23 protein-coding genes are annotated in these 22,251 nt (G+C 67.0%); 11 read left to right on the forward strand and 12 right to left on the reverse strand.

The genetic code is table 11. The features are described from left to right. The first annotated feature begins 180 nt into the window (after positions 1–180). The gene (locus ACI2JH_RS00365; RefSeq protein ID WP_182656071.1) at positions 181–345 is read left to right on the forward strand and encodes a hypothetical protein; all 165 of its coding nucleotides are present in this window, start codon (positions 181–183) and stop codon (positions 343–345) included. Positions 346–356: 11 nt separating this feature from the next. After that, on the forward strand, positions 357–824 hold the full coding sequence (locus tag ACI2JH_RS00370; protein WP_191768558.1) for a DUF4126 family protein: 468 nt from the start codon (positions 357–359) through the stop codon (positions 822–824). A gap of 96 nt (positions 825–920) precedes the next feature. Here the strand turns inward: ACI2JH_RS00370 and ACI2JH_RS00375 are convergent, their stop codons facing one another. After that, positions 921–3,443, reverse strand: a complete 2,523-nt coding sequence (locus ACI2JH_RS00375) for a glycoside hydrolase family 3 N-terminal domain-containing protein (RefSeq protein WP_404735095.1) — start codon at positions 3,441–3,443, stop codon at positions 921–923. Between the two features lie 292 nt (positions 3,444–3,735). Here ACI2JH_RS00375 and ACI2JH_RS00380 point away from each other — a divergent pair, with 292 nt between their 5' ends. Together ACI2JH_RS00380 and ACI2JH_RS00385 are read left to right on the forward strand one after the other, a co-directional pair. Then, positions 3,736–4,299 (forward strand): fasciclin domain-containing protein, encoded by a 564-nt coding sequence (locus ACI2JH_RS00380; protein ID WP_319275663.1) that lies wholly within the window; start codon positions 3,736–3,738, stop codon positions 4,297–4,299. Positions 4,300–4,412: 113 nt separating this feature from the next. Then, positions 4,413–4,574 carry a hypothetical protein gene (locus ACI2JH_RS00385; protein WP_157825123.1) on the forward strand — a complete coding sequence of 54 codons (162 nt, stop codon included), beginning with the start codon at positions 4,413–4,415 and terminating at the stop codon, positions 4,572–4,574. A gap of 10 nt (positions 4,575–4,584) precedes the next feature. Here ACI2JH_RS00385 and ACI2JH_RS00390 read toward each other — a convergent pair whose 3' ends face one another. Then, the gene (locus ACI2JH_RS00390; protein ID WP_404735096.1) at positions 4,585–5,208 is read right to left on the reverse strand and encodes a DUF2585 family protein; all 624 of its coding nucleotides are present in this window, start codon (positions 5,206–5,208) and stop codon (positions 4,585–4,587) included. A 128-nt stretch (positions 5,209–5,336) separates the two neighbouring features. Here ACI2JH_RS00390 and ACI2JH_RS00395 point away from each other — a divergent pair, with 128 nt between their 5' ends. Continuing rightward, complete coding sequence (locus tag ACI2JH_RS00395; protein WP_404735299.1) at positions 5,337–5,789, forward strand: sterol desaturase family protein; 453 nt, start codon at positions 5,337–5,339, stop codon at positions 5,787–5,789. A gap of 35 nt (positions 5,790–5,824) precedes the next feature. Here the strand turns inward: ACI2JH_RS00395 and ACI2JH_RS00400 are convergent, their stop codons facing one another. Genes ACI2JH_RS00400 through ACI2JH_RS00425 form a run of 6 tightly spaced genes read right to left on the reverse strand, consistent with a single transcriptional unit; the run spans position 5,825 to position 12,708 of the window. Continuing rightward, on the reverse strand, positions 5,825–6,766 hold the full coding sequence (locus ACI2JH_RS00400; protein ID WP_404735097.1) for a phytoene/squalene synthase family protein: 942 nt from the start codon (positions 6,764–6,766) through the stop codon (positions 5,825–5,827). Further along, the gene (locus tag ACI2JH_RS00405) at positions 6,763–8,253 is read right to left on the reverse strand and encodes a phytoene desaturase (protein WP_404735098.1); all 1,491 of its coding nucleotides are present in this window, start codon (positions 8,251–8,253) and stop codon (positions 6,763–6,765) included. Before ACI2JH_RS00405 ends, ACI2JH_RS00400 begins: the two co-directional genes overlap by 4 nt. Further along, positions 8,254–9,423 (reverse strand): lycopene beta-cyclase CrtY, encoded by a 1,170-nt coding sequence (gene crtY / locus ACI2JH_RS00410; protein WP_182656078.1) that lies wholly within the window; start codon positions 9,421–9,423, stop codon positions 8,254–8,256. It lies immediately after the preceding gene. Continuing rightward, a complete protein-coding gene (locus tag ACI2JH_RS00415) occupies positions 9,423–10,703 on the reverse strand; it encodes a glycosyltransferase (protein ID WP_404735099.1) in 1,281 nt (426 codons plus the stop codon). Before ACI2JH_RS00415 ends, crtY begins: the two co-directional genes overlap by 1 nt. After that, the gene (gene fni, locus ACI2JH_RS00420) at positions 10,700–11,776 is read right to left on the reverse strand and encodes a type 2 isopentenyl-diphosphate Delta-isomerase (protein WP_404735100.1); all 1,077 of its coding nucleotides are present in this window, start codon (positions 11,774–11,776) and stop codon (positions 10,700–10,702) included. Before fni ends, ACI2JH_RS00415 begins: the two co-directional genes overlap by 4 nt. After that, positions 11,773–12,708, reverse strand: a complete 936-nt coding sequence (locus ACI2JH_RS00425; RefSeq protein ID WP_404735101.1) for a polyprenyl synthetase family protein — start codon at positions 12,706–12,708, stop codon at positions 11,773–11,775. Before ACI2JH_RS00425 ends, fni begins: the two co-directional genes overlap by 4 nt. A 218-nt stretch (positions 12,709–12,926) precedes the next feature. Here ACI2JH_RS00425 and ACI2JH_RS00430 point away from each other — a divergent pair, with 218 nt between their 5' ends. Then, on the forward strand, positions 12,927–14,519 hold the full coding sequence (locus ACI2JH_RS00430; RefSeq protein WP_404735102.1) for an SDR family NAD(P)-dependent oxidoreductase: 1,593 nt from the start codon (positions 12,927–12,929) through the stop codon (positions 14,517–14,519). Between the two features lie 126 nt (positions 14,520–14,645). Here ACI2JH_RS00430 and ACI2JH_RS00435 read toward each other — a convergent pair whose 3' ends face one another. Next, a complete protein-coding gene (locus ACI2JH_RS00435) occupies positions 14,646–15,410 on the reverse strand; it encodes a CHAD domain-containing protein (RefSeq protein WP_404735103.1) in 765 nt (254 codons plus the stop codon). A gap of 135 nt (positions 15,411–15,545) precedes the next feature. Here ACI2JH_RS00435 and ACI2JH_RS00440 point away from each other — a divergent pair, with 135 nt between their 5' ends. The 4 genes from ACI2JH_RS00440 (at position 15,546) to ACI2JH_RS00455 (ending at position 18,661) form a co-directional block, all read left to right on the forward strand. Continuing rightward, positions 15,546–15,821 carry a hypothetical protein gene (locus ACI2JH_RS00440; RefSeq protein ID WP_101101022.1) on the forward strand — a complete coding sequence of 92 codons (276 nt, stop codon included), beginning with the start codon at positions 15,546–15,548 and terminating at the stop codon, positions 15,819–15,821. Positions 15,822–15,911: 90 nt separating this feature from the next. Beyond that, positions 15,912–17,060 carry an SPFH domain-containing protein gene (locus tag ACI2JH_RS00445; protein ID WP_319275593.1) on the forward strand — a complete coding sequence of 383 codons (1,149 nt, stop codon included), beginning with the start codon at positions 15,912–15,914 and terminating at the stop codon, positions 17,058–17,060. 18 nt (positions 17,061–17,078) lie between these two features. Beyond that, a complete protein-coding gene (locus ACI2JH_RS00450; RefSeq protein WP_404735104.1) occupies positions 17,079–18,392 on the forward strand; it encodes a TFIIB-type zinc ribbon-containing protein in 1,314 nt (437 codons plus the stop codon). Then, the gene (locus ACI2JH_RS00455) at positions 18,389–18,661 is read left to right on the forward strand and encodes a hypothetical protein (RefSeq protein WP_404735105.1); all 273 of its coding nucleotides are present in this window, start codon (positions 18,389–18,391) and stop codon (positions 18,659–18,661) included. The genes ACI2JH_RS00450 and ACI2JH_RS00455 overlap by 4 nt, the downstream gene beginning before the upstream one ends. A gap of 4 nt (positions 18,662–18,665) precedes the next feature. On the opposite strand, the gene ACI2JH_RS00460 is transcribed toward ACI2JH_RS00455, so the two are convergent. After that, entirely contained in the window at positions 18,666–19,244 is a 579-nt protein-coding gene (locus ACI2JH_RS00460; RefSeq protein ID WP_319275599.1) for a hypothetical protein, read from the reverse strand. Positions 19,245–19,366: 122 nt separating this feature from the next. Here ACI2JH_RS00460 and ACI2JH_RS00465 point away from each other — a divergent pair, with 122 nt between their 5' ends. Next, on the forward strand, positions 19,367–20,665 hold the full coding sequence (locus tag ACI2JH_RS00465; RefSeq protein WP_404735106.1) for an FG-GAP repeat domain-containing protein: 1,299 nt from the start codon (positions 19,367–19,369) through the stop codon (positions 20,663–20,665). On the opposite strand, the gene ACI2JH_RS00470 is transcribed toward ACI2JH_RS00465, so the two are convergent. Both ACI2JH_RS00470 and ACI2JH_RS00475 read right to left on the reverse strand, forming a co-directional pair. Continuing rightward, a complete protein-coding gene (locus ACI2JH_RS00470) occupies positions 20,662–21,162 on the reverse strand; it encodes a hypothetical protein (RefSeq protein WP_404735107.1) in 501 nt (166 codons plus the stop codon). The genes ACI2JH_RS00465 and ACI2JH_RS00470 overlap by 4 nt on opposite strands. Before the next feature lie 49 nt (positions 21,163–21,211). Continuing rightward, positions 21,212–22,108, reverse strand: coding sequence for an aspartyl protease family protein (locus ACI2JH_RS00475; RefSeq protein WP_404735108.1), 897 nt, complete (start codon positions 22,106–22,108; stop codon positions 21,212–21,214). Positions 22,109–22,251: the final 143 nt, after the last annotated feature.

Here is a 22,251-nt window from a genome sequence, read left to right on the forward strand (position 1 = left end):
GAGGGATCCTCACGCTATGGTGGCCCAGTGATAACCGCCGTGCCGTAACCCGCTGGTGACCGCGATGTGGTGGGCACGTGCAACCTCGGCGACACCGCACTCACCTGCGGGCGTGCATCGTCCGCCTGCACGGCCATGCTGCCAGTCCCCGGCACGCAGGCGCGCTGCACGGAGACCCCGATGAGCAAGCTACCGTTGAACCCGACCGGCGACGTGGATGACCAGGAAAAGGCGCACACGCCTGACAAACTGCGCAACGAGGATGCGCGGTGGAAGGACAAGGACATGCCGGAATCCGAACACACCGCTACCCCCGACGACTACGAAAAGCCGCCCCGTCCCTGAAGGAGGCCGTCATGGCATTGATCCATTCGATACTGATGGGCGCGGTCGCCGGGATGCGTGCGATGACGCCGCTGGCGGCAGTGACCAACGCCGCGCGCACCGGCACCCTGCCTGCCGACAACGGTGCGCCGCGGCTGTTGTGCAACCCGCTGGCCTCGGCAGGCATGCTGGCGTTGGCCGGTGGTGAACTGCTCGGCGACAAGATGAAAACCGCACCGGACCGGATCGTGCCCGCCGGGATGGTCGCGCGCGTGGCTACCGGGATGCTGGCCGGTGCCGCGCTTGCCCCACGCAGCCAGCGCGGGCTGGGCGCGGTGCTGGGCGCGGGTACTGCGGTCGGCATGGCCTACCTCACCTTCAACCTGCGCATGCGCGCGATCGCACGTTATGGCCAGAAGCCCACCGGCGCGGTCGAAGATGCGATCGCGGTGGGCAGCGCGGCGCTGATCACCCGATGCGCGAAGCGCAGCAACCCCTGAGCGTGCACGCGCCGCCGAGCATCGCTCCGCGCTGCAGGATCGTCTGTCTTCCCGGGTTCACGCCGACCTCTGGTCGGCGAGCACCTGGACATGCGCTTACTTGGCGCAGGTCACCTTCTGGTCGTAATCCGTTCCGATGGCAACCTTTGCCAGCGACAGGCGCACGCCCTTGCCGGCCTTCAGGGCCATCGGGATATCGACCTGCTTCATGTCCACCCCGGCACCGCGCACGCAGCGCAGCGGCACGCCCACGCGGGTCCACTCGCCTACCTTGGCCGCCGTCAGCGCCTTGCTGATCGAAACTTCCCCGCGCGTGGTCTTCCCGCTCGTCGCGAGGTAACTCACCCGGGCACCGGCAGGCAGCGTATCGACCCGCAGTGTTGCAATCACGAAAACGTCGCCATTGGTTTCGCGGTCAAGGTCCAGCGGTGCATTGGCCCGCAGTTCGATCAATCCGTTCCCGGCGAAATTGAACTGGCGCCCGCCTTCCTGCACCTCCGTGTTGATCGCGGTCATGGCGACCGAGCCGTCCGCCGTGGTGGCATTGGGATGCACGATATCCATCGCCTCCCCATCGGCGCCGGTCAGGCGCAGCGTGAGCCCGGTCGCAGCCACGCCACGGTCGAACCAGGTGCTGGTGCGCGAGGCGGTGGGGTCTATGCCCGGCTCTTCCGAAAGCACCTGCAGGTCGCCCTTGTCTGCATAGGTAAGCCCGTAGCCGAACGCGAACTGAGGGTCATAGCCCGGCTGGCCCACGTTGTTGGCGTACTGGTCGGCACGGCGCGGCCACGAGAAACTGAGCTTGCCGCTGAAATCATGCTGGGGCTTGCCGTCGGGCCCACGCAGCAGCACATCGGCCAGGCCTGCACCTTCCGATCCCGGCAGCCATGCGGCAACGAAGGCGTCGGCGGCATTGATCTCGCGATTCAGCCACAGCGGACGCCCGCTGATGAAGACCGCGACGACCGGAATCCCGTCGGCTTTCAGCTTGCGGATCAGCTCCAGGTCACCCGAGCGGCCGCCCTTGAACATCAGGTCCGGCAGGTCGCCCTGGAACTCGGCATACGGGTCCTCGCCAAACACCACGATGGCGACGTCGGGCTTGGTTGTGTACGCGCCGTCCAGGGCCAGCTCGGCGTTGCCACCGGCCGCCTGCACCTGGGCCTTCAGCCCATCCCAGAGGGTATCGGCGTTGGGGAAGTCCTCGCGCCTGGTGCCGTCCCCCTGCCAGGTCAGTGTCCAGCCGCCGGTCTGCTTGGTCATGCTGTCGGCACCATCACCTGCGACCAGCACGCGCTGCTTCGGCGACAGCGGCAGCAGTCCGCCCTGGTTCTTCAGCAGCACCAGCGACTCTCGCACGGCCTGCCGCGCCACGGCGCGATGTTGCGGCGAGCCGAGCAGTTCGAACTTGCCACCCAGTGCACGCGCGGACGGCTTGGGCTTTTCGAACAGCCCCATGCGCATCTTGGCCCGCAGGATCCGGCGCACCGCATCGTCGAGCCGCGCCATCGGCAAGCGCCCCTCCTTGACGTGCTTGACGGTGCTTTCGTACAGCCCCTTCCAGGTATCCGGCGCCATCGCCATGTCCATGCCGGCGATATACGTCTGCGCGCAGTCGGTATTGGTGCAGCCCTTCACCTGCCCGTGTCCGTTCCAGTCGCCGACCACGAAGCCGCCGAAGTTCATCTGGCCTTTCAGCACATCGGTCATCAGCGGCTTGTGGCCGTGCATCTTCTCGCCGTGGAAGCTGTTGAACGAGGCCATCACCGACTGTGCGCCGGCCGCGATGGCCGGCACGTAGCCAGCGGCGTGGATGTCGCGCAGCTGCGCTTCGGTGACGGTGGTATCGCCCTGGTCCTTGCCGTTGGTGGTGCCGCCGTCGCCCAGGAAGTGCTTAACCGTGGTCATCACGTGGTGGTCGTCGAGGAAGTCGGCCGCGCCGGCCTTGCCCTGCAGCCCCTCGACGAACACGCCGGCATAGCTGGCGACCAGCGCCGGATCCTCGGAATAGCCCTCGTAGGCGCGGCCCCAGCGGTCGTCCTGGGGTACGGCAACGGTGGGTGCGAAGGTCCACTCCATGCCGGTGGTGCGGGTTTCGGCGGCGGTGATGCGGGCGATCTCGCGCAGCAGGTCCGGGTTGCGCGTCGCGCCCAGGCCGATGTTGTGCGGGAACAACGTGGCACCGACCACGTTGCTCTGTCCGTGCATCGCATCGATTCCCCAGATGATCGGGATCGCATGGCCGCCGCCGCTGGTGTCCATCGATGCTTCCCAGTAAGCATCGGCCAGCGCCAACCATTCGGCCGGCTTGGCGTTGTAACGCCCACCCGGATCGGACCCGCCGCCGGCCAGGACCGAGCCGAGGCGATACTTCCTGACCTCTGCCGGGGTGATGCTGCCGATGTCGGCCTGCACGATCTGGCCAACCTTTTCTTCCACGCTCATCTTCGCCATCAGGTCGTCGATGCGGCGTTCGATGGCCGCCTCGCCGGGCAGCGGCCAGCTCGGCTGCGGCCACTGCGACGGATGGATCTGGCCGGCGGGCGTGGCCGCATGGGCGGCGCTGCTGCACGCCAGTGCCAAGGCGGCGCACAGCAACAGGGGCTTCAGAGACTTCATGATCGGCGAATTCCTTTCGAATCAGGACGGGGCGCGCAGGCGGCAACGCAGGGACGTTTCTATGTCCGGATTGACAACGCTGTCAACGGCGAAGCTCCCCATGCGCAGGACACCCCTTGTGCGGCGTAGACCGTGGGCCGCGGATCCGAACCGGTACGCTGCGTCGCAGCATGACCGTGGCGGGAGATCGGCGCGTGCGGGAGAAAGAAAGTTGCACGCTACTGCATCCAGCGCGCTGTCTGCCGCGTATCTGAAGTACCCCCTCATCCGAGGGAAGAACAGGAGACGCACCGTGCAAGCCACTATCAGGAAGCTCGCCCTCGCTACCGGCCTTGTCGTTCTCGGGTCCATCGCAGCGCCCGCCTTTGCCGCCGATCCGCCGATGGTCGGCGGCGCACCGATGGAGCCGACCAGGACCATTGTCGAGAACGCCAGCGCGTCGAAGGACCACACCACACTGGTTGCGGCGGTGAAGGCTGCCGGCCTGGTGGAAACCCTCAGCGGCCCGGGCCCGTTTACCGTGTTCGCTCCCACCAACGCCGCCTTCAACAAGCTCCCGGCCGGCACCGTGGATACGCTTGTCAAACCCGAAAACAAGGCCGCCCTGTCGAAAATCCTGACGTACCACGTCATCCCCGGCAAACACACCGCCGCCGAATTGACCGCGGCTGCTACCCGGCAAGGCGGGGCCGCCACGCTGGCCACCGTGCAAGGGGAGCCGCTGACCTTCAAGCTGCACCAGGGCAAGCTCTGGATCGTGGACAACAAGGGAGGCAAGGCGTCGGTCAGCACCGCTGACGTGATGCAGTCAAACGGCGTGGTCCACGTGATCGATACCGTACTGATGCCGAAGTAAGGTTGCATGGCCGGGCGGGCGCCATCCGGCGTCCGCGCCGGGCATGCGGCGAACACACCAGACTGACGCTGCCCTGCCTATTCTCTGGGCACAGTCTGGACGCAGGTAGTGGCATGAAAAAGAGTACCAAGCTCCTGTTGATCGTGGTGATCGGCATCCTGGCGATGGTGGGGCCATCGTGCATCTGGCTGTCGCGCAACGGCAATCCGGATACGCCGCAGGAACCTGGCAAGCATGTGGACAAGAAAGGGGCAGCGCAGCAGCCCGGACGTTGAACGCGGCGCCTCAGCCCAGCAGCGCCAACGCGCCGCGCCCGAGCAGGCCGGCGAGCAGGCGAAATGCGGTGAGTACCCACCCGTCCGCGATGGCCAGCGACACCGTCAGTTCCAGCAGCACGATCACGGCCAGTGCCCATCGCCCCGGCATACGCCAGGCCAACCAGAAGCCCAGCAGGACCCACCCGGTATCGGCAAGCGAGTTGACGACGCTGTCCCCGCTGTAATCCGGCGCCATGTTGGTCGTGTTGTCCAGTAGCGAGATGACGAAGGGCGTGTTTTCCACGACCTCCCACACCGTGCTGCAAGCCAATGCGACCAGCCAGGCGTCCTGCCGTTGCCAGCGCGGCCTCAGCGTGCGCAGCGCCCAGGCCAGCCCGATGCCGAAGCCGCCATGGAGCAGGGCATACCAGTCCGCCAGATGCTGCGAATTGTGCGCAATGCCGGATCCGGGCTGCCAGGCGAAGGTGTCTCCGCCGCTACATCCCCAGGGGCGCCCGGCGCCGAGCAGCCACAGCAGGTGGACCGCCAGCAGTGCGGCGGTGGCGGTGGTGCGTTGTGCGAAACAGGCGCGCAGCCAGGCATCAGCGCGTCCTGGATACTCGTGGCCGGCGGTGGAATCGGGCCTGTTCATCAGGGCGCTGCACTTCCCTCACTGGCCTCGCATGGGCGTTTGCTAGAGTGGCCTCTCTGTCCCGTTGCCGCCTGCCTACCGTGAGTCCTCTGGTCAATACGCTGGTGTTTCTCTCCACTCTCGCGGGAATGGAGGTGTTCTCCGCCCTCGTCCACCGGCATGTCATGCATGGCTGGGGCTGGGGCTGGCACAGGTCGCACCATGAGCCACGCACGGGACGCTTCGAGCGAAATGACCTGTACGCGGTCGTGTTCGCCGCGATCGCCATCGTGCTGATCTACCTCGGCACGCGCGGCTGGCATCCGCTGGAATGGGTCGGCGCAGGCATGACCGGGTACGGGATGCTTTATTTCATCGCCCATGATGGCCTGGTGCATCGGCGCTGGCTGTTCCGCAATGCGCCGCGCCGCGGCTACCTCAAACGGCTCTACCAGGCCCACCGGATGCACCATGCGGTGCAGGGCCGCGAGGGCTGCGTGTCGTTCGGATTCCTGTGGGCGCCGCCGGTGGACCGGTTGAAGCGCGAGCTGCAGCGCCTGCACGGCGGCCGCGTGGGCAGGACGCGCGAACCGCGGTCGTGATCCCAGGCAGGCGTGCCGGTGCGATGCTGCGGCCATCATGCGCGCCCGGGCCGCTGCCAGAGAGTCGCCGGCCTGCCCTGCGCCGCAGCGACCCCGTCACCGCGCGAAGCGCGCGCCTGGTATGCGCCTCGTAGCAGCAGCCGGAGCTTGTCGCGGGTCGAGGTGGATACCCGGTGGTCCCAAGCCGCAGGCCCGAGGGCGCGCACGTGCAGGCCGATTTCGCGGTAGATGCCGTGCGCGGTGGCCACGGCCCAGGCAGAGCGCGCAGGCAGGGCGGGCAGCCCCTTCAGCGCGGAAGCGTAGTAGGTCTCGGCCGATTCCAGCAAACGCGCCACGACGCCCGCCAGCGCCTGCCGGTGCGCCTGATCGGCGTGGTTGCGCGGGTTCAACCCCGCCTGTTCCAGCCAGTCGACGGGCAGGTAGCAACGCCCTGCCTGGGCATCCTCCACCACGTCGCGCGCGATGTTGCTCAGCTGGAACGCCAGTCCGAGGTCGGCGGCGCGGTCAAGCACGGCAGGCTCGGTCGGCCCCATGATGTGGCACATCATGATGCCCACCACGCCGGCAACGTGATAGCAGTACTCCAGGGTGTCGTCGAAGGTGCGGTACTCGCGTCCCGCCACATCCATTGCAAAGCCGTCCAGATGTGCCTGCGCATGCCGGGCCGGAATCGCAAACGTACGAACCACTTCCTGCAGGGCGGCAAAGGGTGGGTCCTGCAGGAGGGGCTGCTGGTAGGCCAGCGCAGTGCAACGGCGTAGTTCGGCCAGCGCCGCGCCGGTATCCAAAGCCGACGCCGGGACGTCGCGATGGCCGAGGACCTGCCCGTCCACGACGTCGTCGCAGTGGCGGCACCAGGTGTACAACAGGGTCGCCCCGCGCCGCGTGCGTGCATCGAACACCCGTGATGCAATGGCAAAACTCTTCGAACCCCGGCTGATGGTCACCCGCGCCTGGCGTTCGAGCGCATCGGTCATCGCCCCGCCTCCTGCAGCATCAGGCCCGCGGTTGCCTTGGCCGATGCCACCACGCCGGGCACCCCGGCGCCGGGATGCGTGCCCGCCCCGACCAGATAGAGATTGGCCAGGGTGCTGTCGCGGTTGTGCGGACGGAACCAGGCGCTCTGGGTGAGCACCGGTTCCAGCGAGAACGCCGAGCCATGGTGCGCGTTGAGCGTGTCGCGGAAATCAAAGGGTGTCACGAAGCGGCTGGTCACCAGGTCTTCGCGCAGGCCGGGTATGTAGTGTTTCTCCAGATAGTCGAAGATCCGCTCTCGGTAGCGCGGCCCCTCCACGTCCCAATCGATGTCAGCGTTGCCAAGGTGCGGAACCGGTGCCAGCACGTACAGGCTGCTGCACCCGGCCGGCGCCAGCGACGCATCGGTGACGCAGGGATTGTGCAGGTACAGCGAGAAATCCTCGGCCAGCTTGTCGCCGTTGAAGATCTCATCGATCAGGCCGCGATATCGCTGGCCGAAGCAGACGGTATGATGGCGCAGGTCTTCGTGACGCGTCCGGAGGCCGAAATACAGCACGAACAGGGACATGCTGGAACGCTTTCCGGCAAGCTTCCTGCCGTGGGCGACGCCACGCGGGTGGTGGCCAAGCAACTGCCGGTAGGTATGCACGACATCGGCATTGGATGCCAGCATGTCCAGCTCGATCCGCTCCCCGTCCTGCAGCGTCACCGCGCAGGCACGGTTGGCCTCCACTTCGATGCGGGCCACATCGGCGTTCAACTTCAGCTCGCCGCCGAGATCCTGGAACAGGCGCACCATCGCGCGTATCAGTGCGCCGGTTCCGCCGCGTGGAAACCACACTCCCCACTCGCGCTCCAGCGCGTGGATCAGGGTGTAGATCGATGAGGTCGCGAACGGGTTTCCGCCCACCAGGAGTGAGTGGAACGAGAACGCCTGGCGCAGGTGCTCGTCCTTGATGAAGCGGGACACCATGCCGTAGACGCTGCGCCATGCCTGCAGGCGCGCCAGCTGCGGTGCGGCTGCCAGCATGTCGCGGAAGGACAGGAACGGGACGGCTCCAAGCTTGAGATACCCCTCCTTGAACACCGCGCGCGAGTACGCCAGGAAACGCCGATAGCCTTCGACATCGTCCGGCTGCAGGGCGTGTATCTGACGTTCCAGCGACTGCTGGTCGTTGACATAGTCAAACCGCGTCCCGTCCTCCCAGCCGAGCCGGTAGAACGGATCCACCGGAAGCAGCTCGACGTAGTCGGACATCCTGCGGCCAGCCAGGGTGAACAGCTCCTCCAGCGCGGAGGGGTCGGTGATGACGGTGGGCCCTGCATCGAAGGTGAAGCCGTCGTCCTCATACACATAGGCGCGACCGCCGGGTTTGTCTCGTTTTTCCAGCAGCGTGGTCTGGCAGCCACCGGCCTGCAGGCGGATGGCAAGGGCAAGTCCACCAAATCCGGCACCGATGACGACGGCGCGTTTGGGCGTGGGCATTCAGGAATTCCTTTGCAGTGAAGCATGCGAAGCAAGCACCGCTCGAGCCGCTTCCAGCAGCGGCACCGGCGGCTTGCCGGAAAGCAGTCTCAGCTTGTCGGCCCAGCCGAGCCTGCCGGCGTAGAAGCGTTCGATGAGCGGCTCAGGCAGGGAGTAGAAGCGCTGCATGACCGTCCAGCGCCGGTTGGCGGGGCCGGCCAGGAACAGCATGCGGTTGAGCATCCGGAAGAAGCCCTGCTGCCGCCAGCGTTGGCGGGTGTAGCGCTGCAGGGAGGCAGACAGTGACGGCGCGTCCAGCCGTGGTAGTTGCGCCACGTGCTCGGCCAGCCGCACGGCTTCGGGAAGGGAATAGCCCGTGGTCGGGTGGAACAGGCCGGCACGCAGACCCACGCTGGGTTGGCCATCAAGCGCGCCATGGAAGGCGTCGAGGTCCCCTGCGAGGGTGATTGGCAACACGCCCTGCTCTTCGCGCAGGACCTGCTGTATTTCCCAGCCCTGCGCGCGCGCGTAGTCGGCGATGTTGTCGCGGAACTGCGCCGCCGACGGGCCCACACCGTCCACGTAATGGGTGTCTTCGATCAGCAGCAGATCATCGGCGAACGGCAGGGTGTACACGAACCGGTACCCCTCGCCCTGCGCTACGTCCGCATCCATGATGATCGGGAAGCGCAGCCCATGCGGGACCGCGGTGCGCACGACCTGGCCGAGGAAAGCCTGTCTGCCCAGGGTCATGTGCGGGGTCGCCGAAGGGCCGCGGCCGTCGATGACCGCGCCGGCCTGCAACGTGCGTCCATCGGCCAGGCGGACCTGCCCAGGCCCGATGTCCAGCACGCGGCTGCCACAGCACGCCGCCGTGCCCAGACGCTCACGCAGGCAGGTGTCGAACGTGTCCGCCAGGATGCTGGCGTAGCCGGCGCGCAGCTGCCGGCGGTGCCCGGGAAACCGGACCTGCTGCCCCTGCCAGCGATGCGACACCAGCGGGGCGACCCACGCCCACTGGGATGGCTCCAGGTCGTGCTGGTGGAAGGACCATGTGTGATTGCCGCCCAGGCGGTCGCCAGCTTCCAGCAGCAGCACCCGCAACTGCGGCCGCAGCGACTGCAGGCGCAGGGCGATAAGCCCGTTGGCCAGGCCACCGCCCACCAGGATGAGGTCGTAATCGTGGTGCATCAGGCGACGTGGGCAATGCCGGAGGGGCCGCTGCGCAGCACCCCTTCGATGAGCGCGACGGCGCGGTCGGTGCCGCCGGCCTGGCGGACCGCCTGCCCCAGTTCGGCCGAACGGGCGCCGAACGCCGGCTCGTCGAGCAGGCGCCGCAGCGCACGCCCCATCTCGCGCGAGGAGGTCCACCGAGGGGATGCCTTCAGGCCGGCGCCAGCGTGCACCAGCCGTGCGGCCACGCCGGGCTGATCGAAGGCGATGGGCAGCGCCAACACCGGCACGGCGGCGGTGAACGCATCCATCACGGTATTCAGGCCGGCGTGCGAAACCACCGCATCGGCCCGCTCCAGGACCGCCTGTTGCGGGGCGAAGTCGGTCACCCAGACCTGTCCTGGACGACGCAGCGCCTGCGCTTGCCGGGTGCTCAAGCCGCCGCAGTGTGCGATGAGCAGCTGTACGTCCTGGCTTGCGCACGCCTGCGCTATGCGCTGGAAGGTGCGTTCGCGCTGGCCCTGCAAGGTGCCCAGCGACGCAAATACGAAGGGTCGCCCGGCAGACAGCCCGCTGCCGTCGAACTCCTGCTGCATCGGCTCGCGCAGCGGCCCCACATGCTGCAGCTCGTCGCCGCCGGCGGGGCGGGGGAAATCGAAATCGCGCACCGTCTGGCTGATCTGCAGCCACGGCGACAGGCACTCATGCAGCGCGCCGCGCCGGGACAGTCCGAACGCGGCCGCATGGTGCTCGATCACCCGCCGCTGCGGCGCCATCAGATGATCGTATACGCGTGTGCTGGCGGCCTGTATCTCAAGATCGCGTGGACGACGGGAGCAGGACCAGGGCATCACCGGCAACGGAATCCCCGGCTCTCGATTGACCGGCAGTGCACATGCAACCGATACCCAGGGCATCTGCCGTGCCTCGGCGACCAGGCCACCGGCGGCCTCCATCTGATCGCAGACCAATGCGTCAACGCCAGCCAGCGACACCGCCTGCGGCAACTCGCGGCACAACATGTCCGTGGTCCGCGCAAGGTCGGCAATGACCCGCTTCAGGCCCCAGGGAGAGCCCGGGTTGGCCGCGCGGCGCAGGACCGCATCCAGCGATCCAGGCGGATGCGTCTGTTGCCCCAGTGCGACAAACCCGAGGGCGGGGTCCGACAACAGCCGCGCCGCATCGTGCTGATGGAAGAAGGTCACCCGATGCCCTTGCCGCTGCAGGCCGCGGCCGAGCGCCTGCATGGCGCGCCAGTGGCTGGGAAACGGCGGTGCGATGATTCCGACGTGGCTCAAGGCGGGGCATCCAGGAGTTCGCCGTCAAGGAACATCGGCGCGCGCGCCAGCGCGGCCAGGTCAGCACTGCCGGTGCAGAAACAGACGATCTGCAGCTGGCGGATCACCGCCCGGAAGTGATCGACCACCGCTTCGGTCGACTCCAGCGCACTGGTCAGTACTGAAGCGGCCTGGCCGACCATGTCGGCACCGAGACGGATGGCCTTGGCGGCATCGATCCCGTCGCGGATGCCGCCGGAGGCAATGATCGGCAATGATGGCAGCGCCGCACGGGTGGCACGCAGTGCCAGCGCCGTCGGAATGCCCCAGTCGCTGAAGGCCATGGCGATTTCCCGGCCGAGCGGATCCGGAGACCGTTCGCCCTCCACCGCCGCCCAGCTGGTGCCTCCGGCTCCGGCCACGTCGATGACCTGCACCCCGGCCTGTACCAGCTGCCTGGCCACCGAAGCGGAAATTCCAGCGCCGACCTCCTTCACCACCACCGGCACCGACAGCGCGGCGGTCAGCGCCGCAATCGCATCCAGTATGCCGCACCAGTCACGGTCGCCTCCGGATTGCACGGCCTCCTGGAGGGGGTTGAGGTGCACGATCAGCGCGTCGGCGTCGATCATCTCCACGGCGCGCTGAGCCAATGCGATGCCCTTCCCGCGCAGCTGCGCAGCGCCCAGGTTGGCAAGCAGGGGTACGTCGGGCCCGCGCCGGCGCAACTCGTGGGTCAGGCCGTGGTCCAGTCCGGTTTCCAGCGCAACCCGCTGGGAACCTACGGCAAGCGCGATGCCCAGCTCCTGTGCTGCTTCCACCAGATGCAGGTTGATCCGGCTTGCACGCAGCGCGCCACCGGTCATCGAGCTCACCAGCAGCGGCGCACGCAGCGGTCGGCCGAGCAGCGTGGTACGCAGGTCGATGGCATCAAGATGAAGCTCGGGAAGCGCACAGTGTTCGAAACGGTAGGCGGCAAAGCCTGTTTCGGCACGTTGCCACGCGCGTGCTTCATCAAGCACGATATCCAGGTGGTCATTCTTGCGCTTGACCAGCTCGCTCTGCGGCACGCCCTTGGCGACGGGGACACTCATGTGATGCGGAAGTGCTGGTGGGCGAAGGCGATCAGGTCGTCATGCTGGCCATCAAGCTCTGCCAGCAGGGCGAACGCCCGCTGCAGGTGGGCCTGCAGGCGGCGCTGCACTTCCTCGCGCCCGAGCAGCGTTATCAGCGTGCACTTGCCCGCATCCTTTCCGCCGTCCTTGCCGGACAGCGCACTGTCGTCGCCGTCGCGCAGGTCGTCCTGCAGCTGGAAAGCCTGCCCAAGTTGCACGGCGCACTCCCGTGCGAGCGCCCGCGCGCGCGCACTGGCGCCGGCGGTCATCGCGGCCATTTCCAGCGCTGCACTGAACAGCGCGCCGGTCTTGAGTTCGTTGGTGCGCTGGACGGCCTGGACATCGCGCGCTCCCTCGCTGCCATGCAGGTCGTTGAACTGGCCACAGACCAGGCCCTGGCTGCCAACCGCTGCCGCCAGCGTCGCCAGCAGTTCGCTCCGCAACGGCGCTGGAACGCCTTCCAGCTCCGCCAACACCTGGAACGCTCGGCTCAACAGCGCGACCGAAGCCAGGATGGCCACGTCCTCGCCATGCTGGCGATGCACGGTCGGCTGGCCCCGTCGCAGTTCTGCATTGTCCATGCTGGGCAGGTCATCGAGGATCAGCGAAGCGCCATGCACCATTTCCACCGCACAGCCCACATCGATGATCGCGTCGTCGGCGTGGCCCATCCCGCGCGCCGCCATCACCATCAACACCGGCCTCATCCGCTTTCCGGCCGTGAGCATGAACTCGCGCATCGCAGCGCACACCCGGTCGCCCTCCGGACCCGCCGGCAACAGCTCGGCCAGCCGCTGCTGCACCTGGTCGCGCACCATGCGCGGGTCCACGCCCGGTCGCGCCTCATGCGAGGCGTCGCCGAGGTTGACCTCGCTGAGGATGGAGCGGCACCTGATCGCCGTCTGAGTCATGCCGTTGCCGCTGGTTGGGTCGGGCTTCAGCTTCACCGATCCCGCGTGAAGGCGCCGCCATTGGCGGCCAGCTCACTGAAGTGGCGCCCGCCCCTGCCAATCAGGGACAATGGCCCCGACCCGGGCCGTGCCCGGCCCGCAACAGCATGGACCCGCATCGAGCCGGTCACCGCTCTGCTGTCCATTCCAGGCCTTGTGCCGTTTCTTCCGGATCCGATGTGACTACCACTGCCCCACCCGCCGCGCCCGTGGCCGAAGACCTGCCCCTGACCGACCGCCTGCGCACCGCGCTGGACCTGCTGGAAGCCATCGAGGCCGACCGCAGCGTACTGGATGCGCTGCCCGAAGCCGACCGCGTGCGCCTGCACCAGGTCGTGGCCAAGGTGTATCACCCCGAACCCAAGGCACGCCGGGCAATGCTCAAACAGCAGGCCAAGGTCCGCCACCAGGAGAAGGTGCGCAAGGCTGAAGCGCTGTTGGAACAGACCGGCATCCGCACGCTGCGCCGCAAGCCCGTCTTCAGCACCCCGAATTACTTCCCGCCACATGCGGCCGGCCTGCATGACGCACGCAACGGGGAAGGCGCCGAAGCCGCTGCCGAGCCGGTGCACTCGCCCGAACTGCGCCACTGCTACGTGTGCAAGCAGAAGTTCACCCGGCTGCATCATTTCTATGACCAGATGTGCCCGGCCTGCGCCGAGCTGAACTTCACCAAGCGCACCGAGACCGCCGACCTGCGCGGCCGCGTCGCGCTGCTCACCGGTGGCCGGGTCAAGATCGGTTACCAGGCGGGCCTGAAGCTGCTGCGCGCCGGCGCCGAACTGATCGTCACCACGCGTTTCCCGCGTGATTCCGCTGCCCGCTACGCCGAAGAGCCGGATTTCGCGGTATGGGGCCATCGCCTGCAGGTGTACGGCCTGGACCTGCGCCACACCCCCAGCGTGGAAGCCTTCTGCAGCGAGCTGCTGGCCACCCGCAAGCGACTGGACTTCATCATCAACAATGCCTGCCAGACGGTGCGCCGGCCGCCGCAGTTCTATGCGCACATGATGGCCGGCGAAACGGCCGCGCTGCACGAACTGCCCGAGACCGTGCGCAGGCTGGTAGGCCATTACGAGGGCCTGCGCGGCGCCGAGCTGCTGAGCGACGCCTCGGCGATCGCGCTTCCGGCGGTGCAGGAACGGGGACTCAACGGTGCCGATGGCCTGACCCGCGCCGCCGAGCTGTCCCAGGTGGCCCTGCTGGAAGACGAGCTGGTCGGCCAGCAGCATCTGTTCCCGGAAGGCCGGCTCGACCAGGACCTGCAGCAGGTCGACCTGCGGGGTCGCAATTCCTGGCGCCTGCTGATGGCCGAAGTGCCGTCGGTCGAGCTGCTCGAAACCCAGCTGGTCAACGCCATCGCCCCGTTCATCATCAACGCACGGCTGAAGCCACTGATGCTGGCCACGCCCGAGCGTGACAAGCACATCGTCAACGTATCGGCGATGGAAGGCCAGTTCTACCGCAACTTCAAGACCACCCGTCATCCGCATACCAACATGGCCAAGGCCGCGTTGAACATGATGACCCGCACTTCGGCGGCGGATTACCAGAACGACGGCATCCACATGAACAGCGTGGATACCGGCTGGGTGACCGACGAAGATCCGGCGGACATCGCAGCCAAGAAGGTGCAGGAAGAGCGCTTCCATCCACCATTGGACATCGTGGATGGCGCTGCGCGTATCGTCGACCCGATCATCCACGGCTTCAACACAGGCGAGCATGTGTGGGGCCAGTTCCTGAAGGATTACGCACCTACCGATTGGTAAGTCGTGCCCCGGTAGTGACGGCCGTTGGTCGTCAGCGCCCGCCCTTGGTGGGTGACGACCGTTGGTCGTCACGCGGTTGCTTGCCGCTGCGCTCGCCGAGCATGGCTCGGCGCTACCGGCTCCATCTCATCGCGCGAGCGCCATCAGCTCCGCTTTGTCCTGCAGCCCGCGCATCGCGCGCACGTGGTTGCGCAGCAGGCGCAGGTCCTGCTCCCGGCCCAGCGCATCGCTCAACCTGTGCAGCCCCTTGGCCTGTTTCCCGCCGTCACTGCCGGAATGACCCTTGACCAGGCCGCCGTCCAGCCGGGCCATCACCTCCAGCTGCATGCGCAGCCGCCGCACCCTGCGGCGCCACTCATGCAGCGCCTGCGCATCATCGCTGCGGCGGGCACGCGCGGCGGCCTTCTCGACCCTTCGCCGGCTGCGCGCCAACGCCCGCCGAAGATCCGCCTTGCGCACCAACTCCCAGCCCTGCGTATCCAGCTCCAGACCGACGCGCCGCACCACGCGCCGTTTCTTCTGGAAGCCGGGGTCCTGCGCACAGGCGCGCTGCAGCAGGCGGTCACGGCGGGCACCCAGATGCGTGATCACAGGGGCCCAGCCAGAGGCGGGAGCGCCCGCCTGCAGGGACTGCGCGGTGTCTACCAGCACATGCGCATCGCGCAGCGCCGAAAGCCCACGACCCAGCCGCTGCAGCGCACGGTCGCTGCGTTGCAGCGGCTGTTCGTCGGTGGCAAACAGGGCCAGCAACGCGCGTAGGCGCCGGATCGCCTTGCGGGCGTTGTGCACGCCCACATGGATATCCGGCCGCATCGCCAACGCATCGGCAATCGCCAAGCATTCTTCCTGCACCAGTTGGCGGGCGGCAGCCCCGATCACCGTGGAAGGCATTGCGTACTCCGCAGCGCGACTGCCCGGCAGTCTAGCCGAGATCCCGATAGGCACCGGCAGTCCACGGGACCTTAACCCCGTCGCCCTATCCTGCTGGCCGGGCACCGATCGCCCGCCCCACCACAAGGAGCGTCCATGAAGAAGCTGCACCTGTCCCTGATCGCCGCCGGCCTGCTTGGCGGCTCCCCGGCCGCCTTTGCCGAGGTCGCCAACCTCACCAACAGCGCCGACGGGGCCAACCGCGAAGCCGGCATCGCCGCCGTCAAACAGAAGCTGCAGGCCGCCTGCACCGATCGCAAGGGGACGCCGGACCTGGCCTCGTTCGAGGTGGTGTTCGAAAAGACCAGTGAGAACCCGAACGTGCCCAAGCCCTACTACGTGGATGGCAAGATGCAGTGCAACCTGCCCTGATGCCGGCGCGTGTCGCCCGGGTGCACCGGCTGATATAGTCGGACGAGCACGACGGGCGTGGTGCCCGTCCACGAACAACAGGGAATTGTCATGGGTCTTCGACAGGCGGTGGCAGGTGCGGTGGGCGGTGTTCTGGCCGACCAGTGGAAGGACTTCTACACGGTGCCGAACGGCCTGCCCTCCACCGCAGCGCTGTTTGCCGCTGCGCCTCGTGGCACCAACGCCGGGCGCGGTTCCAACACCGGCGCCTCGAACCACATCATCAGCAACGGGTCGAAGATCGTCGTGCCCGAAGGCTATGGCCTGCTGCTGCTGCAGGACGGCGCGGTCACCGCCTTCGTCGCCGAGCCGGGCGGTTACATCTGGGAATCGGATGACATCAACTCGCAGTCGATCTTCGCCGGCGACGGCCTGGTAAGTTCGCTGATCCGGCAGAGCTGGGAACGCTTCAAGTTCGGCGGCCAGCCGGGATCGCAGCAGGCAGCCTTCTTCGTGTCGTTGAAGGAACTGCCGGACAACCGCTTCGGCACCCAGTCGGAAATCTACTGGGATGACGGCTTCCTCGGCACCCAGGTCGGCGCGGTGACCCGCGGTTCGTACACGCTGAAGATCGTGGATCCGATCCTGTTCGTGAAGAATTTCGTTCCGGCAAGCTACCTGCAGCCCGGCCAGGTTTTCGACTTCACCGACCTGGACAATGCGGCAGCCAGCCAGTTGTTCAACGAAGTGGTCGGTTCGCTGGCGCCGGCCTTCAGCCTGTATACCAACGATCCAGGCAAGGGCAACCGTATCAGCAGGCTGCAGCAGGATTCACTCGGCTTCGCGCAGAGCCTGTCCAGCGCGGTCGAGCAGGGTTACCAGTGGAAGTCCGATCGTGGCCTGGCCATCGTCAAGACCGCCATCGTTTCCATCGAGTACGACGCCAACACCCGTGAGCTGCTCAAGACGGTGCAGCGCGCCGATGCGCTGGGCGGTGCACGCGGCAATTCCAACCTGCAGGCCAGCGTGGCGCAGGGCATCCAGTCGGCCGGTGAAAGCGGCGGTGCCGCCGGGCTGGTGGGCGTCGGCATGGCCTCGGGGATGTTCGGTGCCGGCAGCCTGCAGCAGCCGGTCGCGCCCGCTGCAGCGGCTGCCGATGACACGGTGAGCCAGCTGAAGAAGGCCAAGGAACTGCTCGATCTCGGCCTGATCACCCAGGATGACTACGACAAGCTGAAAGCCAAGGCGCTGGGGCTGTAAACGCCAGGCGACGCCACGATGACCAACCCCAGAAAGCCGCCGCCCCTGCCCGGGGCGGTTTCCCCTGCCGGCCTGGGATCGCCGCAGGACATGCCGCCGCTGCCCGGCAGTTTCGGGGTGGACCCTTCCACCCTGCCCCCGCCGATCCGTGACGAACTGCTGGCGCCGGATCCCATCGCCCTGGACACGTCTGCTACGGAGCTGAAGGACGGACTGAATCGCTGCCCGAAATGTGGATCCAGCGATATCCGCCACGCGCTCGGCACCGATGTGCTGGTCTGCCAGTACTGCCGCAACGAATGGCACGGCGACCGGATCGAGGAGGCCTTCGGGCTGGGCACGGGCATCGAGGAGCTGCGTGGCGATGTGATCGCCTCCGGCGCGCGGAATATCGACGCCGGTGCGGCCAGCCTGATGAGCTTCAAATGCAACGGCTGCGGCGCGGAAGTCACGATCAACACCGAAAGCAGCATGACGGCGCGCTGCCACTGGTGTCGTCACGTGTTCGGGGTCAACGAACAGGTGGCCAACGGTGCCGTGCCCGATGCGGTGCTGCCGTTCAAGGTCAGCAAGACCGATGCGGTGGCGCGCATCCGCCAGTTCGTGGACAAGCGGCGCTTCTTCGCGCTGAAGGCCTTCAAGACCGAGTTCACGCCGGAGAACGTCATCGGAGTGTACCTGCCATACATGGTGGTGGACAGCAGCGCCAGCGCCAGCGTGGTGGGCAACGGCGAGATCGAAACGCGGCGTTATACCCGCGGCACCGAGAAGAACAAGAAAACCTACTACGACGCGGATGTCTACCAGGTGGAGCGCCAGCTCGATTTCACCGTCGACGACCTCCCGCTGGAGTCTTCGGCCCGGCGTAGCCGGCTGGACATACAGACCAATACCAACAACATCATCAACACCATCCTGCCCTTCGACACCAAGAATGCGCTGAAGTGGAACGCGTCCTATCTGGTGGGGTACTCATCGGAAAAGCGGGACGTGGACATCGAACAGCTGCGACCGCGGCTGGAGGACCAGCTGCTGTCGATCGCCCGCTCCAGGCTGGAGCAGTCGGTGCGGCGCTACGACCGCGGCGTGCGTTGGGAGATGGAAAAAGTCGAGGTGCATGGGTCGCGCTGGGTGTCGATGTATGTGCCGGTCTGGCTATATTCGTACCGCCAGAGTGGCAAGGGCATGCTGCATTACATCGCGGTGAATGGACGCACGGGTGAAACCATGGGCAGCGTGCCGGTACAGCACTGGAAGCTGCTGCTGGCGGCGCTGGGCGTGGGCACGATCGTCGAGGGTGCAGTCCTCTGGTTCCTGGGAATGACGCTATGAGCAGTGATGGGGGTGGATTGGTGGCGCTGCTTGCGCTGGGTCCGGCCAGCGCGACGGCGCTGTACTGGACGCTTTTCCGTTACTACCGCAACACGGACAAGTCCCATGCATTCGAGCGCGAGACGGCCGTGGCGACCAAGCCGGTGACCGGCAACGACCGCAGGCTGCATACGGTGACCGGCACCGAGCAGAAGCGCATCGCCGGAGACAACGTGCACGACCATCGGAAACGGGTGAAGAAGATGCCGCCGGACGCCGGACCGGCGTGACGCGTCACGCCTTCGAGTCGTCTGCCGCGTGCCCGGGCGCGATGTCCACGCCGTAGGTATTGAGGTAATGCGCGCGATGGCCCAGTACGTAGGGGTGCAGCTCGTGGAAGCACTCACTGCCGCCATCGTCGGTGACCCCGTACGCCGCCAGCAGCGGGTCGCGCAGGGCCGGCGCGATGAACCGCGACACGTAGGCACCGGGGGCATCGGGCGCGAAGGTGTCCGTCCACGCCTGCTGCACCTGTTCGGCGGGAGCATGGAACATCGCAATGACACTGCCATCGACCTCCGAGCGCCGCGCCAGCAGGTAACCATCGGCCGGCACGCGGGCTGGCTTGAAGGTTCCGAGCGTGTAGATGTAACGCGTCAGTTCGATCTCACCCTTCAGCTGCGGAAACAGCCGGTACAGATCAAACAACATGTGGCGCGTCAGGGTCCGGGGCTCGGGACCCTTGATCTTCAGCAGCTTCTCCACGCGATCCCAGATCGGGAAGGTGCGCGGGGCGGCGACCAGCGTGATCTCGCGGCGCTCCAGCCGGCCGACCTTGAACAGTTCCTGCAGTACCAGATGCATGTCAGACATTGAAATACGTTCCGTTGGCCAAGGCCGCGTGCGGGCATGATAGTGGCATGCCGGGGCAGTTTTGCAGAAGCGCCCGTTTTGCGGTTAGGTTCAAGGCTGGTTCCTGCACCCGGAGCGCCCCCATGCCGACACGGTTCTCGATTCCCCTGCTGGCCACCGGCCTGGCGCTGCTGGCCGCCGCGCACGCCGCCTCCGCCCAGCGCGCAGAACCGCGCGACCCTGGTACGCACGCCTTCAAGGTGATCAACGAGGCCCCCTCTTCGGTGTTCGTGGATGCCACCGCGACCCATGTGCCGACCGCGCCCAGCCTGCATTCCACTGACTCGGTATTCGTGGACGTCAACGGCGATGGGCACCGCGACGTGGTGGTCTCGGTGGAACACGGCGTCAACCGGCTCTACCTCAACGATGGAACCGGAAAGCTGCGCTACGTTCCGGATGCGTTCGGCCGCACGATGCGTGACAACGAACATGTGCGCACTGCGGATTTCAACGGCGATGGTCACGCCGATATGGTGTTCATCAGCGAATCCGAGGAGGTGCACCAGTTGTTCCTCGGCGATGGCAAGGGCGGCTTCACCGATGCCAGTGAGCGCCTGCCAGCCGGCAGCCAGGGCAACGGGCTAGCAGTGGGCGATGTGGATGGCGATGGGCGCGCGGACATCTTCATCGGCAGCACCGGCGAGACCGGCCATGGCGCCGGGGTGCCTGCGCGGGCGTCGCGCAGTCTTCTTTTCCTCAACGACCCCAAACGACCCGGCCATTTCATCGATGCCAGCGCGACCCATCTGCCGCAGGGCGAGGCGCAGACCGAGGGCGTGGCATTGGCCGACATCGATGGCGACGGCGACCTGGACGCGGTGCTGGCCAGCCCGGCGCACCCCAATCGACTGCTGATCAACGATGGCCGCGGACGCTTCAGCGACCAGTCGCATCGGCTGGAACTGAAGGTGCCGATGGAAACCCGTGAAGTGCACGTGGCCGACCTCACCGGTGATGGCCGCCCGGACATCGTGTTCTTCAACATCACCAGCAACAACGCGGCCTGGGACAAGGACCCGCAGACGCGCCTGCTGGTCAACGATGGCAATGGCCGCTTCCGCGATGAGACTGCCGAGCGCCTTCCCGCGCACACGTTTTCCAGCTGGGCCGGGACGGTGGTCGACTTCAACCACGATGGCCACCCGGACCTGCTGGTCGGCGCGATCCAGGTGCCTGGGTTCGTGCCGTTGCAACTGCGTGCGTGGCAGAACGATGGCAAGGGCCACTTCCGGGATGTCACGCTTGCCGTGGTGCCGGGCATCACCGTGGGGCGCAGCTGGAGCATGGGCCAGGGCGACCTGGACGGCGACGGCAGGCCGGATGTGCTGATCGGCGGCTGGGGCACCCAGGCCCGGCTGCTGCTGACGGGCGGGCGCTAGACGGCCGCCGGGTGATCCAGCAGCCGGCGTATCGCCGCGACGACGGCAAGATAGCGATGGCGCTGTACAAGATAGCTGGCGATCAGCACCAGCGCGACCACCAGCACCCCACCGGGTGCGACCGTGAGCGCGGGGATGGCGGTGACCACGGCGACCATCAGCAGCCAGTTGCCGCGCCCGATGACATGGATCTGCCGGCGTCGCATGTCGACCACGACCTGGCCGCGCATCAACGGCGGGTAGCGCCAGCCGAAATGCAGGCCGAAGCTCTCGCGGAACGCATGGCTTCGTTTGTCGAGCGGGCGGAACACCAGGTCCGGCCATTTTTCCGCAGCCACTTCGCGCTCCAGCTGGTGGAAGGGAAATGCCTTCAACGCCGGGTAAGGCGCGGGGATGCGACGACTGAACACCGGCAGGCCCCATGCCCAGTACGGCCGCCACCATGACAGCAGCAGGATCCCTTCGATGACCACGATCGCAAGCAGCAGGACGGCCATCGAGCTTCCTTGAGCATGAAGGCCGAGTATAGCCGCGGAGCCGTGCGGCTTACCGGCAGATGGCCACCGCCCTGGTGCGCTGGTCGATCAGCACAACGGCCTGCTGCAGCGCATGTGCGCCTATCAGCAGCTCGGGATACTTCGCCGACACGCGCACCTCCACATCAGCGAGGCGCAGCTGGCCGATCTCGATCGGCCCCTGCACGGTGGCCCGCTGCGCCTCGACCTGGCTGTTGGTCAACCGCGAGCGGCCGGCTGCTTCCAGGGGTCCGGCGGAAACGGTGTCATACAGCGCCCGTGGCAGCACGAAGCTGACGTTGGCGCCGGTATCGAGCTGGCCCAGCACCTGCTCCCCGCCGATCCGCACCGGTACGCGGAAGGCACGCTCATAACGCAGTACATTCGTGCCCTGGGTGGGAAGCTGCTGGGTGCGGCTGAAGGACAGCATGCGCCGTGGATAGTCGATGACCAGCAGGCCGTCATCGAAGAAACCACGACCCAGTATCCCCAGGAACGCCGCCTCCGGGGCATTGTGCGCGTTGTAGTCGCGCGTGATGACCTCCACGTCGCGCCGGACCACCGCGCCCAGGGCAAGCGAGTCGATCCGGACCGTCTGCACGCGGGCGCTGGACACGCCATCGGAGGTGGTGGCCTGGCCGTGCAACGGCAGGTCGAGCGCGGTGGCCAGGCGGATGTCGGCGCGGCCGATGCCGCTTGCCCCGGTATCGACGGCGAAGCGGAATGGTCCACGGCCGTTGACCTGGACCTGGAGATAGATGCGGCCGTCGACGATGTCGAAGGGAACCTGCAGGTCCGGCGCGCGCAGGGGCCGTGCCGCCAGCGCGCACGCGTCATCCGGCGGTGCACTGGCGTCGGCCGCGATCGCGCCGCTGGACAGCAGGGAGCCGGCAAGCACGAAGCAAAGCAGTGGGGCTCGGGATGGCATCGAACATTCCTTGTCGCGTCGGGTAGGTCGTACACCGGCAGACTGCACGCGGCGCCCCGGCCACTCCAGTGGCATCCGACGAAACCACCCAGCACGCGATGGACCGCACTGGAGCGCCGACCAAGCGCGGCAGCACGTCCACC

The organism is Stenotrophomonas sp. NPDC078853, assembly GCF_044901215.1.
GTDB classification, from domain to species: domain Bacteria; phylum Pseudomonadota; class Gammaproteobacteria; order Xanthomonadales; family Xanthomonadaceae; genus Stenotrophomonas; species Stenotrophomonas lacuserhaii.

Coding starts and splice junctions, on each gene's coding strand:
- ACI2JH_RS00465 (WP_404735106.1), top strand. CDS start 19,367: ATGCCGACACGGTTCTCGATTCCCCTGCTGGCCACCGGCCTGGCGCTG.
- ACI2JH_RS00400 (WP_404735097.1), bottom strand. CDS start 6,766: ATGACCGATGCGCTCGAACGCCAGGCGCGGGTGACCATCAGCCGGGGT.
- ACI2JH_RS00440 (WP_101101022.1), top strand. CDS start 15,546: ATGAAGAAGCTGCACCTGTCCCTGATCGCCGCCGGCCTGCTTGGCGGC.
- ACI2JH_RS00395 (WP_404735299.1), top strand. CDS start 5,337: ATGGAGGTGTTCTCCGCCCTCGTCCACCGGCATGTCATGCATGGCTGG.
- ACI2JH_RS00470 (WP_404735107.1), bottom strand. CDS start 21,162: ATGGCCGTCCTGCTGCTTGCGATCGTGGTCATCGAAGGGATCCTGCTG.
- ACI2JH_RS00370 (WP_191768558.1), top strand. CDS start 357: ATGGCATTGATCCATTCGATACTGATGGGCGCGGTCGCCGGGATGCGT.
- ACI2JH_RS00390 (WP_404735096.1), bottom strand. CDS start 5,208: ATGAACAGGCCCGATTCCACCGCCGGCCACGAGTATCCAGGACGCGCT.
- ACI2JH_RS00435 (WP_404735103.1), bottom strand. CDS start 15,410: ATGCCTTCCACGGTGATCGGGGCTGCCGCCCGCCAACTGGTGCAGGAA.
- fni (WP_404735100.1), bottom strand. CDS start 11,776: ATGAGTGTCCCCGTCGCCAAGGGCGTGCCGCAGAGCGAGCTGGTCAAG.
- ACI2JH_RS00455 (WP_404735105.1), top strand. CDS start 18,389: ATGAGCAGTGATGGGGGTGGATTGGTGGCGCTGCTTGCGCTGGGTCCG.
- ACI2JH_RS00375 (WP_404735095.1), bottom strand. CDS start 3,443: ATGAAGTCTCTGAAGCCCCTGTTGCTGTGCGCCGCCTTGGCACTGGCG.
- ACI2JH_RS00405 (WP_404735098.1), bottom strand. CDS start 8,253: ATGCCCACGCCCAAACGCGCCGTCGTCATCGGTGCCGGATTTGGTGGA.
- ACI2JH_RS00475 (WP_404735108.1), bottom strand. CDS start 22,108: ATGCCATCCCGAGCCCCACTGCTTTGCTTCGTGCTTGCCGGCTCCCTG.
- ACI2JH_RS00385 (WP_157825123.1), top strand. CDS start 4,413: ATGAAAAAGAGTACCAAGCTCCTGTTGATCGTGGTGATCGGCATCCTG.
- ACI2JH_RS00450 (WP_404735104.1), top strand. CDS start 17,079: ATGACCAACCCCAGAAAGCCGCCGCCCCTGCCCGGGGCGGTTTCCCCT.
- ACI2JH_RS00460 (WP_319275599.1), bottom strand. CDS start 19,244: ATGTCTGACATGCATCTGGTACTGCAGGAACTGTTCAAGGTCGGCCGG.
- ACI2JH_RS00365 (WP_182656071.1), top strand. CDS start 181: ATGAGCAAGCTACCGTTGAACCCGACCGGCGACGTGGATGACCAGGAA.
- ACI2JH_RS00425 (WP_404735101.1), bottom strand. CDS start 12,708: ATGACTCAGACGGCGATCAGGTGCCGCTCCATCCTCAGCGAGGTCAAC.
- crtY (WP_182656078.1), bottom strand. CDS start 9,423: ATGCACCACGATTACGACCTCATCCTGGTGGGCGGTGGCCTGGCCAAC.
- ACI2JH_RS00445 (WP_319275593.1), top strand. CDS start 15,912: ATGGGTCTTCGACAGGCGGTGGCAGGTGCGGTGGGCGGTGTTCTGGCC.